This window comes from Mameliella sp. AT18 (assembly GCF_028807275.1).
Classification (GTDB): domain Bacteria; phylum Pseudomonadota; class Alphaproteobacteria; order Rhodobacterales; family Rhodobacteraceae; genus Antarctobacter; species Antarctobacter albus.
This window is the reverse complement of record NZ_JARAMO010000086.1, coordinates 18586-35079: the sequence shown is the minus strand read 5'-3', so window position 1 is coordinate 35079 and position 16494 is coordinate 18586. Positions and strand designations below refer to the sequence as shown.

Sequence of the window (16494 nt, the reverse complement as noted above, 5' to 3'; positions counted from 1 at the left end):
CTGTTCCGCATCCCGCCCTGGTCTGCCCCTCGTCATCTGTCCTGCCGGAGCCGAGCATGCCTGACACCGTCAAAGATTTCCTGATCCGCGGCGCCGATCTGCTTGGCCGCCGCAGGAATTTCCGCCTGGTCGGGCGCGGTTCCGAACTGCGCCAGATCTGCGGGATGCTCATGCGAAAACATGCATCCAACGTGCTGATGGTCGGGCCTGGCGGCGTGGGCGCCTCGTCGATCTGCCTGGGGCTCGAGGCCGCCAAGGCCGATGCCTCCTTGCCGTTCGACATCCTGTCCAAGCGGTTTTTCTGGCTCGATACGGACGGCCTGTTTTCCTCGGGGTCGCACGCACGCATCACTGAAGGCTTCGACAAGCTGCGGCGCACCCTGCTGCGTACGGCGCAATCGGTCCTGGTCATCGACGATTTCCGCGATTTCATCGACGCCGCCCGCAACAACGGCTGCACCCATCTGATCAACGCCATCATGCGCGATGTGATGCAGGGACGCTATCAGAGCATTCTTGAGGCACGGGACGAAGACCTTGAAATCGTCCTCAAGTGCCATTCGAACATGCGCGAAGTCTTTACCCTGATGGAGGTACGGGAACCCGCCGGCGACGCACTGCGCGAGATCATTCGCGTCGGATCCGAACGGTTGACCGCGCACCACCGCGTGCCGGTGTCCGAAGATGCCATAACCGCCGCGCTTGACCTGACGGCCAAGTACCACGTTTCCGACCTGTCTCTGTCGCGCGCCCAACCCGAACGGACACTCAACCTGATCGACCGCGCCCTGACCGCTTATCGCCAGTCGGCCCATGACACGCCGCCGCATCTGGCCAGGCTGCAGGCCACTCTCTCGGAGCTTGACACCGCGCTGGCCAAGGGGGCAACGCCCCAACTCCAGGCGCAGCGCGCCACTCTTGTCGCTACGCAGGCAGAGGCCAGGGCCGACTGGACCGCCAAGATCGACAAACTGTCTGCGCTGCGGCGCGCCCAGAAGTCCGGCGAGGAACTCTTGCTGGCTCTCGAGGAACAGCTTTCGGAGGAACGCGCACGAGCCGAAAAATCTCCTGAACCCGTTGCTGCAGAGCCGCCCGCCTTTTCCGCCCGGCTGACCGGAGCAGGCTTCGGGTCACGCGAAGAGGCACGCATTCAAGGAGAAATCCGCGAAGCCTCCCAAGCGATCGAAGGCAATAAATCCGCCTTCGAGGCGCTGGAAGCCGAAATGAACGCCGGACTCGAGCTATCGGCACAGGCCGTGACACTGGAGTTTTCAGCGATTTCGGGCATCCCCGCGGACAAGCTCAATCAGGACGAACGTGAAAAACTGCTGTCCCTCGACGCCACCCTGAAAGCCCGGGTCTTTGGCCAGGATCACGCGGTCGACACGCTTGTCGGTGCCGTTCTGATGGCCAATGCCGGGCTCAAGGAGCCGGACAAGCCACAAGGCTCGTTCATGTTCTGCGGCCCCTCGGGCGTCGGCAAGACCGAAATCGCCAAGGCGATGGCGATGGCTCTGAAGGACAGCGAAAAGGCCATGCTGCGCTTCGACATGTCCGAATACATGGAAAAGCACGCCCTCGCCAAGCTGATCGGGGCCCCTCCGGGCTACGAGGGATACGAGGCCGGGGGCATCCTGACCAACTCGGTGCGCCGGAATCCGCATGCGATCATCCTCTTCGACGAGATCGAGAAGGCGCATCCCGACGTCTTCAATGTCTTCCTGCAGGTGTTGGACGATGGCCGCCTGACGGACAACCGCGGGTTGACCGTCAGCTTTGCGAACACGCTGATCCTGATGACGACAAACATCGGCCAACCGTACTTTCTGGATCAGACCCTGACCTACGAAAGCGCCATGTCCGAAACGATGCTGGAGCTGGAAAAGACCTTTCGCCCGGAATTCCTCAACCGTTTCAACGGGCGCCAGAACATCATCGGGTTCAAGGCCTTGCCGTTGGCATTGATCGAAAAGATCGCCGCACGTGAGATCTCCAAGGTCAATACGCGCATCCAGTCCTCTGGCCATGCAGTCTCAATCAAGATGGCGCCCGAGCAGGTCTCGGCCCTGTGCGCCGATCAGTACAACCCTGTCCACGGCGCGCGTGGCATCCCCGGTTTTTTTGCGTCCCAAGTCTATCCGCAAGTGGCCCGCAAGATCCTGTCGAGTCCCGACACCGAAGGCACGCTCGTCATCGGTTATTCTGCGGAAGACGGCGGCCGCGTGGAGCTGACATATGGCTGACGACGATCCGGTAACCCGTGCAGAGCAACTGATCCGCGAACGCAAAGCGGAAAAAGCCGCGCAGCAAGACCGTGGGACGCGGGGTCTTGGCCCCATCGGCGTATTCCTGGATCGTTTCATCGGCACGGCACGGATCGTCTGGCAACGCTACCTTCGACCGACTTGGCACGTCTTCAACCGTCCGTTCCGCTGGTATTGGCGCCTGTGCCGCTGGATGTTCCGAAAGTTCTCTTTCCGAGGCGAGCAATACAGCAAGCCGCGCGGCGCCGCGGCCTTTGTCGCCTTGTCGCTGTTCACGATCTTCCTGGGGTTTCACCTGGTCGTGCATGCTATTCCCATAGGCGCACGCCTGGCCTATGACGCGGCCGCAATCACGCTGTTTTCGCGCGAAGAGGTGCTGATCTTCAGCCAGCCCGACCCTGTCGAGGGCCGCCCGGGTGAATTGACCGTCTATGCCTGCCGCAAGTACCCCTGCGAGGCGCAATTCGACTCGGTCGAGTTTCGGATGCGAGACAGCCTCTTTCTGGATGTCCGGTCGTACCTCAAGTACTTCCAGCCACATGACCCCGGCGAACTGGCCGGTGCCTTCGTATCCGAGGAAAACGGGTGCAAGGTCAGGTACTACGGGCGGCGCGTCAAATCGCTTGATATCTACCCGATGATTTTTCGGGCCGTCTGCCAGCCCATCAACGGGACAAACGCTACGGACGTCCTGGACGGGCTGGCCTCTGCGCGCCTGCGCTGAACCACGCGGCGGAATTGTCCTGAATTGGCCATCTTCCACCTCTCTTGCCGCTCCAGCGGGCGCAACAGGTTTCAATCGGATACCTGGCAAGCGACTGCGCTTAGCCCGGACGCCGTGATCACCCCTGCAGTGGGCACCCAGGGGCCGCCTCGCGGACCAACAGCCCCCTGGGATCGGCGGCAAGCGGCTCGTACCAGCGTTCGTTCGGCGTCCCGCCTTCGAGAGTGTTCAACGCCTCGATTAGCTCTTCAGGACCATAGCCGTGTGACGTCAATTGGCGGACCGCCTTCTCGAACCCGGCGCGCGTAATCGCGGCGCCTTCGTCCTGACTGTGCAGCAAGGCAAAGCACAACACTTTGTCGCTATCCCAGGTCAAGACGTATCGGACCTTGTCCTGAGCCGGGTCAGACGCGGGACTGAACCACAAGGCGCGGCGCCCGATCCCCGGACGCAGTTGATGGCCGACATATTCCGCCACTTTGGTGTTCGTGGCCATGCCGGCGATGACTTGCCGGGGCGTCTCCGTCAGGTCAAGCGGGTACCATGCCTGGTCAACATGCGGGCGGTTGCCGCGAAACGTCCACGGCGGAGACTTGTCGCTGTAGATCACCAAACCCGGCGGGGTCATGTCCACACGCCCGGACCTGGCACAGGCCGTATCCGGGCGTTGAGCTACCAGGGTCACCGCCCCCCAGGGACCAAGAAGAGACTGCGTTTGCACCTGGAGATGCCGGGGCGTGCTTCCCGGCAATCCGGGCTCCAGCAATCTGGCCAGCTCATCCACCCCTGTTGTCCCGGCCAAGGTCACCCAGGCACAGCCCCGCGACCCAAGCAAGAGAACTTCCGAGGCTTTGGGATCGTCGAAAATGGCAACCACGGTCCGACGCGTCTGGTAAGGAAAGTCCAGCCAAAACGGTGCCGCTTCGCCCGGTTTTGCCGAAGTGGCCAGGACGGTGGCGAGGCGCTCAAGCAAAGCGGCATTAAGCGGGTCTACGCCGGGCCGTGCCCGCGTCACCAAGGGCCGAAAGCTCGGGTCCGCGGTCGTGGCAATCGCCAGTGAACCGCAGGGATCGTCGATGATGCGCGCCCCCGTCGCCAGCGGGCCTGACAGGGAAAGCCTCGCAGCGCAGGCTTTTAGCCCGGCCTCGCTGAACCATGTCAGGGTGGAAAGCCGATGTTCATCTGCCAGCGCAGTCGCCTCGACAGACCGGGAACGATTGCCGGCGATCACCGCCAGCTCTCCCTGACCTGACACAAGAGCGGTCTTACCCGCCGCATCGTGAATCGCCCAGTCACAGGGCGCCTTGCCCGACAACAACCAGTCAGCCAAGCCGCCGATGACCTCGGCCTCCGGGTCAAGCCTGGCACGACAGAGGAACTCCTGATCGGTGACGCCCCCCCAGAGCTCCTGCACCGGATCCGACTTTGCCTGTTGGGCAATAACAAGGTTTGGCACTGTCGGGCTTCGCCCGGGGCGCAGGTGCAGCGCATGGTAGTCCGGTTTCGCGCGCACGGTGCGCACTGCATACCCCAGGTGGCGCCTTGCGGTGTCACAGCTGCGACCGGCCAGGCTGACCAAGACCTGCTCTCCTTGGCGGGTCACGTCCAAAGGCCCCGGTTGCCCCAAATCCAGGCTCAGACTGGTCGGTGACGCACGACTACAGGCGGCAAAGACCCCAGCTTCGGGACCGATAAAGGCCCGCAGGTCTTTACCACGTTCCAGCACGCCCAACAGAAACCCGGCAACCCAGTCGACCTCACCCGCAGGGACTTGCTCCGGCCAAGCCTCCGGCGTCACCAGCAATCGCGAGTCTCCTTGCGCGGGCTGAACCCACCCCCGCACCAGCAGGTCCGCCGCCTGGTCAAGAATGACAAGCGGCCCCGACGAACGGGCAATATGGCTTTGGTCGGGAACAGACGCGTCGGCGTTGTTCTCAAGGTATTTCGCGATCCGGTGCAGATCATCTTCCGGACTCACGGGATCTGTTCCGAGATAGGCAAACCGGCGAATGACCTCCTGTTGCCCCGGCACGTTCAGATGCCTGCCGTCAAAGAAAACGCCCTGTCGTGCCCCAACCGTCAGAAACGCGCCACGCGGCTTGAAATCTGCCACCCCGGGAAGGTCGACCAGCAGAAGCTGGTGGTCGGCGTCTTCAAGGTCGGCCCCGACAAAGCCGCCAAGACGCTCGACCGTCAGATCCGGCGCTTGCCGCCAGATCAGCCGCTCGGCCCCGACCGGCGGGCGGCTGGCGGCTATCAGTGTGCCATCCCCTGTCGCCACGACCTCGAAGGTCCCGATCCCGGCGTCAAGCGCCGGGCCCGACATCTGCGCCAGTCGTGCGGCACGGTCGGCGGCACCCGCGGCAATGTCTTCGGCCGGGCCCGACATGGTCACTTGCGCCGCCCCCCGGAATGACACGACGACGGCCTCTGGCATTTCAGTGGCCAGAAAGACCAGTCCCGGGCTGACCGGGTGACAGGATACGGCGGACACCGACGCCCCGAAACGATCCAACCCCGCCACGGTCATCGCCCCCAGCTCCACAGGGATGCGGCAAGGAGTTTCGAATGTCATTGCGGGGGCGAGATCGGCATCAAGACGGTTCAGCACCGACAGAAGATCGCGTTCAGGCTCCCCTTCCAGCGAAAAGAGAACGGGCGCCCCAGAGGGCGCCCCGATCATCCAGAACTGGTGATCCGATGCCCCCCAATCGACGCCATCGGCCATGAGGCTCTGCCGTGCGGTTCGAATGAAAGGAGACGGCAACGATGTCTCGGACACGTGAAAGGCAGGACCGTTTTCGCCATTGGCAAAGACCGCCTGATGACGGGTCAGGGACGCGCCGCCGACAGGGAAGGCCAGCAGCACCGGCGCGACCGGCTCTGCCCATTCGCCCCCCACCAGCGGCGTCACGGAAAACGCCGCCCCGCGGGCCGCGATCCGCCCCAGAAGCACCGAGCGCATCGCCCCTTCGACCTCGGAAAGGTCACCGGTGACCTGCGTCAACGGCAGGACACCGAGAGAGCGCAGGTCCGTACCGCTGGCAGACCGCGCATAGACCTTGCCTTGGGGCAACTCTCCCGCCGCGATGGCACCGCCCGCAACCCCAAGGCTGAACCGGGCAAGACACAGGGCGTCTGCGCAGTCCGCGAAATGGACCCTTGCAAGCCCTGCCGACAAGCCGTCTACATGGTCGGGATACTGGCGTGGCGCGTCCTCCAGCACCACGATCCGCACTCCCTGCCCGTCCTGCGGCGCCAAGACCGCCATGCCGTCACCGTGCGACGTCACACCGACAAGCTGGCGGCAATCGGGCCGGCAATAAAGCGTCGCGTCCGGAATCCGATCGTCGCCCGCCACCTTGGCCAGCTCCAGCAAGGCACGTTGTACCCCGTCCCTCACCGCGCGCGCTCTCGGCTCTTCCAGCTGGTCGAACAGGCGCGTGTCCAGTCGCAGGCTCGCATTGCCTCCGAACAGGTCGAACTGCCGGTAGGAAATGCGGACCGGCGGCGGCGATACCGGAGAGGCCACCTGCGCGTGGCGGCTGCGTTGCAACATGCTCTTGATCTCGGGGCCGGGCGATTTTCGATCCGGGTACTCGATCCAAATCTGCGGTCCCCCAGACCCGTCGACAAGGTTGATGCTGCGCCGTTCGACCGTCGGGCAGGCGGTCTGATCCGGTTGATCGATGACACCGACCACCAGGTCGACCATCATCCGTTTTTCCTCCTCGGTCAGGGGGCGACTGACCTCGGCGGAAACCTCACCCAGCACGCAGTTCAGCGGCTCTGGCACCGTCGGATCGGAGTTTGGCAGGTGAAAGCCCGCAACCCAGGCCAGTTTTCCGCCCGGCCGTGTCACCTGAAGGACGACAAGCCCAACCGGATCGATATGTGTCGGAGCCGTGCCGGGGGTGACGACAGACAGGTCATCCCGCTGTCCGATCCGGTCGCGCAAGGCCTCGACCAGCGCGCCTTTCATCGCATCGCGAACCGGGGCGGGCGTTGTTACGCGCGGGGCCGTCTCGCTCAGCGCCAGCAGATCCAGCGGCTGATCAGCACCCAGGCGATAGAGCAGCCCCACCCCGGACGCCTTGCGGGCGGCGGCGATGCGCCAGGTCACCGCCTGCGGATCATCGCAGGGCGCGGCCGTCTGCGCCGGCAAAAGCTGGGCCGACGGCCAGTTGGCAAGCGCGCCGCGCACCTGCGGCGCGGTCGCAAGCGCCCCGTCGAGATCGAGGCAGGCCCAGCGTCCATCGTCGGCGATGACATGCGCTGGCCCGTCCCGGGTCAGGCGCAGAACGCGGGCGCCGGGCTGCGCCCAGGGGTCGCCGGTTGGCAACCTATCGTTCAGCCTGTCCGGGCTTTCCTCTGCCAACCGGGCAAAGATCGAAACCACACTCTCCATACCCGCCCCGCGCGGCTCTTGCAGGACCAGGGGCAAGGTGACGGCGGTTTGCCCGCCCAGAGCAAGCCGCACCAGTTCGGCGGCACAGGCCCCGCCGGGGCCGCACAGCTGCTGGCGCACTTCGGCAACCGGCGGCTCGTTGCGCAGCAGCGTCAGGCGACGCGCCCCGGTTTCCAAAAGGTAGCGCACGGCCGCCGCGATGTTGCGATCATTGGCGAATGCGCCGTCAAGCTCGACCGAACGGCTCTTGCCGTCGCTCAGGAAATACACGATGCGCCCGTTGCCCTCGTGACGCGGCAACGGCGTTTGCCAGGCCTTGTCGACCTCGACACCGGGGATCGTGACCGCGCTGCCGGTGATCGTCGGCGCGGGGGCGTCGGACGTATCCAGCTCTTTCGCAAGCGCCGGCCAAGCATGGCGCGGCGGCGGTGTCGCTGCAAACCGCGCGATGGCGCCGATCTCATCGACCCCATCCTTGCCAGGCATGAACCTGTGAAACAGCAGTGCGTCACCGGTCGTTTCCGCAAGATACAGGCTGCGGGCAACAGCTGCGCCGCCGCGATCGACAGTGACCCATTCAAACAGCTCAGGCCCGCTCTTGTCCGGGCTTTCGAGCATATCCCCGGCCAGCGCCAGCAAGGCCCCCTCCCGTTGCAGCGCCAATGCAAGACCCGTGATTTCCGTCACCTGCGGGTCAGGGCCGAAGTATTCGGGAACCGACAATAGTTCCGGCGTCTGGCATTTCCGGAACGCGGACGTCCTGACGCCGACAGCCTGATCTGTCACGAAACGCACCCGTACGCCGGGCGCAGCACCGCCCCGGAAGTTCCTGACCTCTAGTACGTAACTGGGGTCTCGTCCGGAAGTTTCCCAGACAACACGTGAATAGCGGCCGTCGGCGTCATCGTTACTGGCAATCAGATTTCCATCGGGCGTGTAGACACATATGTAGGGATCGGCTCTCACTGCGAATTCGGACAAAGAAACCTGGACACGATGACTTCCGCGGGGAACATCAAGGTCAACCCAAAGCGACTCTTCACCTGTTTCCTGGACGGCAGCTTCGGGGGCATCAGCGGTCAAGCCAGCATGCCGCTTCTCTCCGATCACCATTTCTTTTCCGACCGCTCTCCGAATGACCATTCGCCCGGGCACACCATTGGCATCACCGATGGCATAGGCCCAGGCACTGATGGCCGGGTCGTAGTCGACGATCCGCACCTTGTGATAGGTCTCGGGCGACTGCGGGATCCGGTCATAGAGTTCCAGCGCCACGTCCCGTTCCAGCATCGCGGTGCCCGGTCGACGCAATACCTCTGCAAGCGCTTCCCAACGCTCGCCCGTCCAGCGGTACGGCCACAAGCCCGTAGGCCGTTCCACGAGCATCCGGGCGTCATCCAGCACCTCGACCGCCCGCACGTCCTTCGTCAGAACGCCGACCGCCGCCGTCGCCCGGGCGTCGTCCATCCGGTTCCCCGCCTGGCGGATCGTCCAGGCAGCGTGTTCGGAGCGCAGGGACCAAAGCCGCCCGCCCGAGGGGTGCGGCCCCTCCAGCGCCTCGATCTGCGCGGAAATCGACAACAGCCGCGCGCTCTTAAGACCGGAGGGGTCCGCCCGCCCGTAGACCCGCAGAAACCCGTTCATCATGTCGGACTGGGCGGGGACAAAATCCATGCCGGTGACAAAAGCCATTTCCGATGCGGTGACATGGAACCCACTTTCCACATGCGCCAGCGCCAATCGCGCCTTGTTCTCTGCGCCCGGCAGGACAAGGGGATAGTACCCGCCCGGCACGGCGCTCAGGGCGCGCGCGCTCTCTCCTGGCGCACAGCCCTCTCCCCCAAGATTGCCCGGTGCAAACCGGCCCGAGAGGCGGTCGTCGATCCAGACACCGCAACCGAACTCGGACTCAGGCCCAAAGCGCACGCCAGAGGTGCAGCCGGTCTCGCAAGGTATGATCGGAGGAATGGGTGTCGGCGTTGGCGGAACCGGGGTCGGCTCGGGGTCTTCGCCCCCGCAGCACCAGGGTGGCGGCGTCACCGGCGGGTCAATGGGCGGGTCCATCTTGGACACCCGCTCGAATCCCTTTTCGCCGCTCTTGGACAGGATCTCCGCCGTGGCGAGGCGCTTGCTCTCGGGGTCGAACCGCGCAAGCGTGCCCTCGTCGCAATTCCACAGCGCCCGCACCGATTGCAGGACCGTTTCAGGATTGTCGATGTCCCCTTTGCGCATCCCGGTCAGCCAGAAGATCTTGGACTTCATTTCTCCCCCGGGAACCGGGGCGGCGGAGGTACCACACGCGGCCTCCGGGTCCAGCGCGCCGCGCATGGCGATCAGCAATTCGTCCACCCGCTGAAACCCGATCATGCCACGCAGGCCGTGGTCGGCCTGTGCATCCACAATGCGGGCCCGCAGCATCAGCCGGCCGTAATCGCCGTCAGGCTCTTCGGGGCGCACGCCCATCTCGCTGATCAGCGCCCCATGAAAGCCAATGATATCCCGGCGCAATTCGGCATCCAGGTTCGACAGGCCCGACAGCGGGCGCCCATCCGGCCCGGTGATACGGCAGGGTTCATAGAACCCGCGACGGGCGACTTTATCGCCGCTGTACAGGTAGACGATATCGCCCCGACCGGCGGCACAGCCGCCACCTTCGGCGATGGTCCCGCCCTGCAACTGGCTGTAACCCGCTGGCAAGAGCGACAAGGTACGCCCCAGCGGTTTGCCGTCGGGGGCGAAATGGCCATCAGCAATTCGCGCCACAGCGACCTTCTCCTCGTCCGGCGTGCCGCGCGGACCGGTGCCGATCTGGACCAGTCCGGCAGCGTCGCCCTGCAACGGCAGGAACCACAGTTCGGCGGTCTTGACGCCCAGGATGCCGGGGGTTCCACCCGGGGGAACCACTGCCGGCACCCCCTGATCGGGGGCAGGCGCATCGGCAGAGTCGCCCAGACCATCGCCCGGGTCGCTCGCCCCTGTGCCCTCGGCGCTTTCGCCCATGTCGCCGTCACCATCGCCGCCCATGCCATCGCCACCGGACCCGAAATCGCCAAAGGGATTGATGGTCACATTGCCGCTCAGCAGTGCGGCCAGGGCCTTGTCCAGGTTTTCGAAATTCGGCGTCAGCAGATCCTTGATGAGATCGGCGATCTTGTCGGGGTTCAACGCGTCGAGGCCCGGAAAGACTACGGTCAGCCGCAGTCCCAGCACGCTGAGCCGCGTCCGCAGAAGGTTGGTGCGCGCCATCAGATCCGCGGCAAATGCATCGAAACCTGCCACGGACATGCTGGTCTTTGCCATCGCCTCGGGCCGTGAAAAACCGGACTGGGTGCGCACGGCGCCGTCGCCCTTGGCGAACCCGACATCGAACATCAGCGTGCTGTCGAGAATGCCCTCGTCCAGGTCCAGCAGGAAGGTCCCTGCGCCCACCGGCGCACGGAACACCTTGACGTCGCCATCGGCCTCGACCGTCAGGGTCCGGCCGTCCATCTTGAATTCCGATCGCATGGCAAAGATGTCGGACACAGCGCCGCCGATCTCGGCGCGCTGCTCGATCAGGGGGATACCGAGGTCCATCAAGCCCTCGTTGCTGCCCAGCGGGATGATGCTGAGCAGGGTCAAAGAGCCTTCGGTCTCGACCCTCAGTGGCCGTTCGATATCCACCGTCACGCTGCCGCGGTAATTCAGCAGGTAGCTGGCACTGCATTCGCCCACGGTGATGGCGGCAAAGATCGACAGCTTGGTGTCCTCGATGGCGCCCCCGTTCGGACAGATCGCAATCGGAGGTATCGGGATCGAAATGCCGTCGGGAAAGGCAATTGCGAACCGGTTGGGACCTTCGACGTTCAGGCCGTTGTCCGACAGAACGACCGTCGGCGCGCTGATCGCGAAGAAACCGGCAATGTTTGCCTGGCTTTCTATCACCAATTCGGTGGGCAACCCTCCGCTGAGCGGACGCGGATACAGTTTGATGATCTCGATACCATAATCACCGACAAGATCGTTGATGGCCGAGGCCAGTTGCTCGGTGACCTTGCTCGCCAGGACCTCTGCGTCGACATCCACGTCGACCTTCAGGTTACGGTCCAGCGTGATCCTTGCGGGAACCGTTTCACTCAGGCCGAGATTGGCAAAACCGGCCTCGGCGGTGACGGCGATCTTGCGCGTGACCGGGTCATAGGCTGGCCGGGTCACGATTGTCAGTTCAAGAATTGCCAGGTCGATCCGGTCCCCGGCATTCAGAACGCCGGACTGTCCCAGAGCATTGGCAAGGGCCTGCATGACCAGGTCTTCGGGATTGGCGCCCTTGGTGTCACACTCCGGCGCGCCGACCTTCGGGAATGCCTTGACGTCCAGGGTGCAGCGCAGGACGAAATTCGCCCGCAGGTCCAGCAGGTCCAGTTGCGCGATAAAGGGCAGCGACAGCACGAATGTAGTGTCATTCTGGGACAGGGTCGCCCCTCCCTCGTAGCGAAGGACCTCGCCGGACAGGCTGCGCGCAAGTTTGCGCGCCAACTCGTTCAGGCAATCGTCATCCTGCGTACCGGGACAGGACAGGGACAGCCTTGCATCGGCGGGATCCGCCCAATGCCGCCATTGCCGTTCGGCCCATTTCACGGCCTGGGTCCTTACCTGGTCCGCCGGGTCGTCACCGTCCGAAAAATCAAGGCTCAGGTCACCCGCGTCGATCAGGGTCGAATTCCACCCGAAATCCGCCTTCAGCGCCAGACGTTGATCCAGCCAGTCGAACTGGGCGACCATTTCCGCCCCGGTCACGGTGCCGTCGCGGACGTCGGGCCCGGTCAGGGCACCGCAGTCCGCATCGCGGCCCTTCAACCGGCAGGCGACATCCCCGCCCAGCGTGGCATCCAGCGTATGCCGGGTGCCATCCAGCACCGTCCCGCCCCCCTGGGCCAGGGCATCGTAAAGCTCGTCCAGCGAGAGCGCGCTGCCCAGCTCTTTGCTGACCTCATTCAGCGCAACCTCGGCCGCTGCTGCGGCCAGGGCCTGCGCGCAGGCGCGGAACTGGCTTTCCAGAGCGTCCAGCCCCGCATCGCCGCTGCCAAAGCGCACCATCCCGTCCAGTGAGACCACGCCCGTCGCCCAGAGCGTCCCCCCGGTCAGTTGACACGCCCCGTCGTCACCGCCGATCCGCCCAAGCAGGTCGGCCCCCATGACCTCGTAATCCGCGATCAGCTCCTCCAGCGAGACCTCGATCCGGGCGATCACGGCACAATCGGCCAGGTCCATCGAGCTGGCACAGGTTCCCTCGAAGCCAAGCTCGACGCCTTCAACCGATACCACCTCCTCGGGCAAAAGGGCCTCGACCTGGTCTTCGAGACAATCCCTGAGTTCACGAGAGGTCACCTCGCGGTTGCCCCCGTCTCCGGCCCAGACGAAGTCGAGGTTGATGTTCCGCCCGCAGACATTCAATTCTTCGGGCAAGGTCACATAGCAATCCGAAACCGGTGACCCGGCGCCGACGCCGGCCGCACTGCAAGCCCATTCGATCAGCTCTGGCCCGCGCAGCCGGATCGTACCTTCGCTGTTGACCGCACCGCCACAGATCTCTGGCAGGGCGACCAAAGTGCCCTTTTCGATGGTCTGCCCCAACTGAAGCAACGGCGCCGCCGTATTGCAGAAGTAATCCGCCCCCTCTTCAAGGGCCGCGCCGACATCTCTGGCCCAGTCTTGCCAGGGGCCGTCTTGCGCCAGCGCCATGTCCTGCAGGTCTCTCCAGGCATCCTGCGCCGCCCCGCTTGGATCGATCGAAATGTCTATGCCGCGCGTGGACAACCTGACACCGTGGATGCGGACACCGCGCGGCATCTGCGCGCTCAACGACCGCTCGATATAGGCGTAAAGTTCCGCATTCTCGGGCCTGTCCGACGGCAGGGTGAAATGCCCGTCACGCAGGGTAACCTCGATCAATCCTTCCACGCGGCGCAACCCGTCGAACAGCGGGCTGCGCGACGTCACCAGGACCTCAAGCTCAAAGACGTCGGTGTCCGCGCTGTCCTGGGTGACGCCCCGCAAGGCCAGTTGCCAGCTGCCGTCGACACTTGTCACGCTGACCTTGCCATCGACCACCAGCCAGGGATCGGGCTGCTCGGGCCTCAGGCAGAAATACCCCGACTGTCCGCGCATCGGCGCCGTCGAGCCGAAATCGACACGATGCACATAGGCGTTGAGGCAAGGTTCCCTGTTGCGACCGGACAGGTTCATGCCCTGGGGCGGCTTGCCCGGTTCGCCCACCTCGGTGAAGACAAGCAGTTCGTCGGGAACGCCACCCAATGCCGCACGCAGCAAATCCCCGGAATCGAAGGTGGGGGCCTTTACATGGACCAGTTCGATCCCCCGGTCCGACGGGACCAGATCGAACACATAGGCGCCCCGCAACTCGGGCAGGCCCAGATCATCGGTCAGCGACCGGAAGGCGCTGGCAGAAACGGAAATGCGCAGGCCGGTGACCACCTCTCCGCCGTGAGTCCGGCGAACCACCGACGCCTCGGCATGTTCAGAGAAAAGATCGCGCAATTCCGTTGCCGCGTCGATCTCTGCCACGCCCCGGGCAAACACCGGCGCGATCTGTGTCAACAGATCTTCTATCGCGGCTTCGGCAAGGGCCAGCGCGATGTCACGGGCCACCTTGTCCGCCTCTTCGAAAGAGGGGCAATCGGCGGCGGGTTCCGACATCGGCACGCTGAGACAGTAGGTCCTGTTCACTGGATCGGGCACGGCAAACCGCAGCTGCAGCCCGTGGTCGGGATCGAAACGGGCATCTTCCAGCGGCGCGAGGTTCAGCGCCCCGAAATCCTGCATCCTCAAGCCCGACGCCTGAACGATGCGCTTCAACTGGGCGGCGACCTTGTCGGGATCTGCCTCGATGCGCGCCTCGGCGACGGCCTTGCGCATTGCATCGCTCAGTTGCAGCCGCACCGCGTCAGGCGAGGTCTCCTCGCCGATGACGATGGTTTCGCTCAACCTGGCCGTCACTGTCGCGACGCCAAGGACCTGCTGCAATTGGTCTGCGCTCGTGGCGCGCTCACCGCAAATCGCCAGTTCCAGGTCCGCTTCGATCCGGATCGCCCAGGTGCCCTCCTCGACCGTCAAGCTTCGGGTCACGCCCTTGGACAGGATGCCCATGTCGAACCCCGGCAACCGATCGGGCCCACCCGTGGGTCCGCATTGGACCTCCTCTCCGGCAAGAGCCACCGCATTGTCGAGCAGCGCCGCCCCTTCAAGCACAATGGCCGCCGTGCTCAGACGGCCGATCAACCCGTCCCCCTTGTCACCCAAGGTCTTCAGCGCTGCCAGCACGCGGTTCGCCGCCGCGATCCTCTGGTCCTCTTCGTCGCCCAGCGCCTGGACCGCGATGTCCGACAATTCAGCCCCTGAAAGGACGGGCTCACCCCGTGCCACAAGGCTGCACAACGGCTCCAGCTCCTCCGCCCGTTTGCCGTCGATCAGCAAACCGACCTCGGCCAGCACCGCATCCCCCAGTTGCCTCGCAACAGAGCCGGCACGGTCAAGCCCCGGATCACTGATCCGGCACAGTCCGGCCAGGGCCTGGTCGACGCCTTCCGCGATCTCGGCAGGAATACGGATACGGTCCAAGGCAGTGCGCACGTCGTCGATCGCATCTTCCCGGATCGTCGCCAAAGCGCCCTCGACCAGCGCATCAAGGGCCGCCTTGCCCTCCTCGCCCAGCTTGTCCGAGGCCGCCTGCCAGTCAGCCAGGGTCCGATCCGGGTCCAACTTGCAGATCTCGGCGATCTGCGGAACATCGACGGCCTTTACGAACCTCTCCCAGGCCACCTGCATCCTGTCCCGAGCACATTCCGGACCAGTGCCCGGGGTGCCGGCGCGCGGGCATCCGGGCAAGGAACGCGGCGCGTCGGCAAGAGCCCTTTCCAACCGCAGGGCCGGGCCGGAGATGGCATCGCGGGCCTGGTCACACAGGGTGTCCAGTTGGTCGGTGACCGCCTGCGCTCCACATACCCGCGCCACGGCGGAGAGGCGTTCCGACATCAATCGCAGGCGTTGACGGTCAAGCCCGCCGCGTCGCGCATTCTCCGTGACATCGGCCGCTGCCATCAGGCGCGCGGCCTCGGCACAGGACTCCACTTCGGCGGGAATCGCCTCGACCTTGGCCAGCATCAGCCGCAGGGTCAGGATCCGGGCCTCGAACGCCTCTGTCAGCGCCGCCGTAAAGGCCGTGTCTTGCCGGGCGCTGGCCGTCACCTCTCGGGCCAGCGCGCCGAAAGCGCCGTTCAGGACCTCTCCCGCCTCCGCCTGCGCCGCCTCGGCCAGCCGTTCAAAGGCCGCGACACAAAGCGCTCCATCCACCCGGGTGGCGGCGATCATCTCGACTGGCAGTCGTTCGAGGCAGACGGCCTCAGTTACCGGCATCGAGAACAGTGTTTCGAGTTCAACGGCTTGCGCGTTCGCATAGGCAGCAGCAAATTGCATCGCAGCCTCTGCTCGGTCTTCCAGTGTCTTGTCCGGATCGACGACGACCTTCAGAGCGTTATTCATCTCACGGTAGTCAGGCTCCTGTCCCAACGCGTTACGCAATTGGGCAATCGCCGGTTCGCGCTCGATCTGCTGCAAGGCGCGCGCTATTCGGCGCAAGGCCCGGTCCGGGGCTTCGCTGCCCCGGTGTTTCATCCACTCACGCCCGATCCGAGACACCGCCTCAAATGCGGTCGGCGCGGCGCTCCGCCACCACAGTTCAACCTCACGCCGACTCTCATTGGTGCGCTCTTTCTCGGGAACGGTCGGAGGCGGCAGGCGCGTAGCCAGCGATACGCCCGCCACTTGGTGCAATTGCGCCGCGATTTCGGCCGACACCCGCCATGCACGGCGTTCGGCATCGATCAATCCCGACAGGCAGTCCGTACGCCCCAGCGCCTCCAGGGTCAGGGGCCCCTGCCCACAAAGATCCGCGACGAGCGGCAGGCTGGACTGCAGGTTCTGCATCTCCTGGAACAGGAACATAAGGTCCAGCGAGACCTCCTCTGTCCTCCGGATCATGTCAGGTCGTCCAAGCCCCGCCGCCAGGGCCTGCGTCGAGGCGCGAATGGCCGCGATATCCG

At 64.7% G+C, this 16494-nt stretch carries 3 protein-coding genes; 2 read left to right on the top strand and 1 reads right to left on the bottom strand.

The features are described 5' to 3' along the window. Positions 1–56 precede the first annotated feature (56 nt). Complete coding sequence (locus tag PVW46_RS12105) at positions 57–2243, top strand: AAA family ATPase (RefSeq protein ID WP_069209404.1); 2187 nt, start codon at positions 57–59, stop codon at positions 2241–2243. Next, positions 2236–2988 (top strand): hypothetical protein, encoded by a 753-nt coding sequence (locus PVW46_RS12100; RefSeq protein ID WP_069209405.1) that lies wholly within the window; start codon positions 2236–2238, stop codon positions 2986–2988. The genes PVW46_RS12105 and PVW46_RS12100 overlap by 8 nt, the downstream gene beginning before the upstream one ends. 118 nt (positions 2989–3106) lie before the next feature. Here the strand turns inward: PVW46_RS12100 and PVW46_RS12095 are convergent, their stop codons facing one another. Beyond that, positions 3107–16432 (bottom strand): hypothetical protein, encoded by a 13326-nt coding sequence (locus PVW46_RS12095; protein ID WP_139132292.1) that lies wholly within the window; start codon positions 16430–16432, stop codon positions 3107–3109. Between the last annotated feature and the right edge of the window lie 62 nt (positions 16433–16494).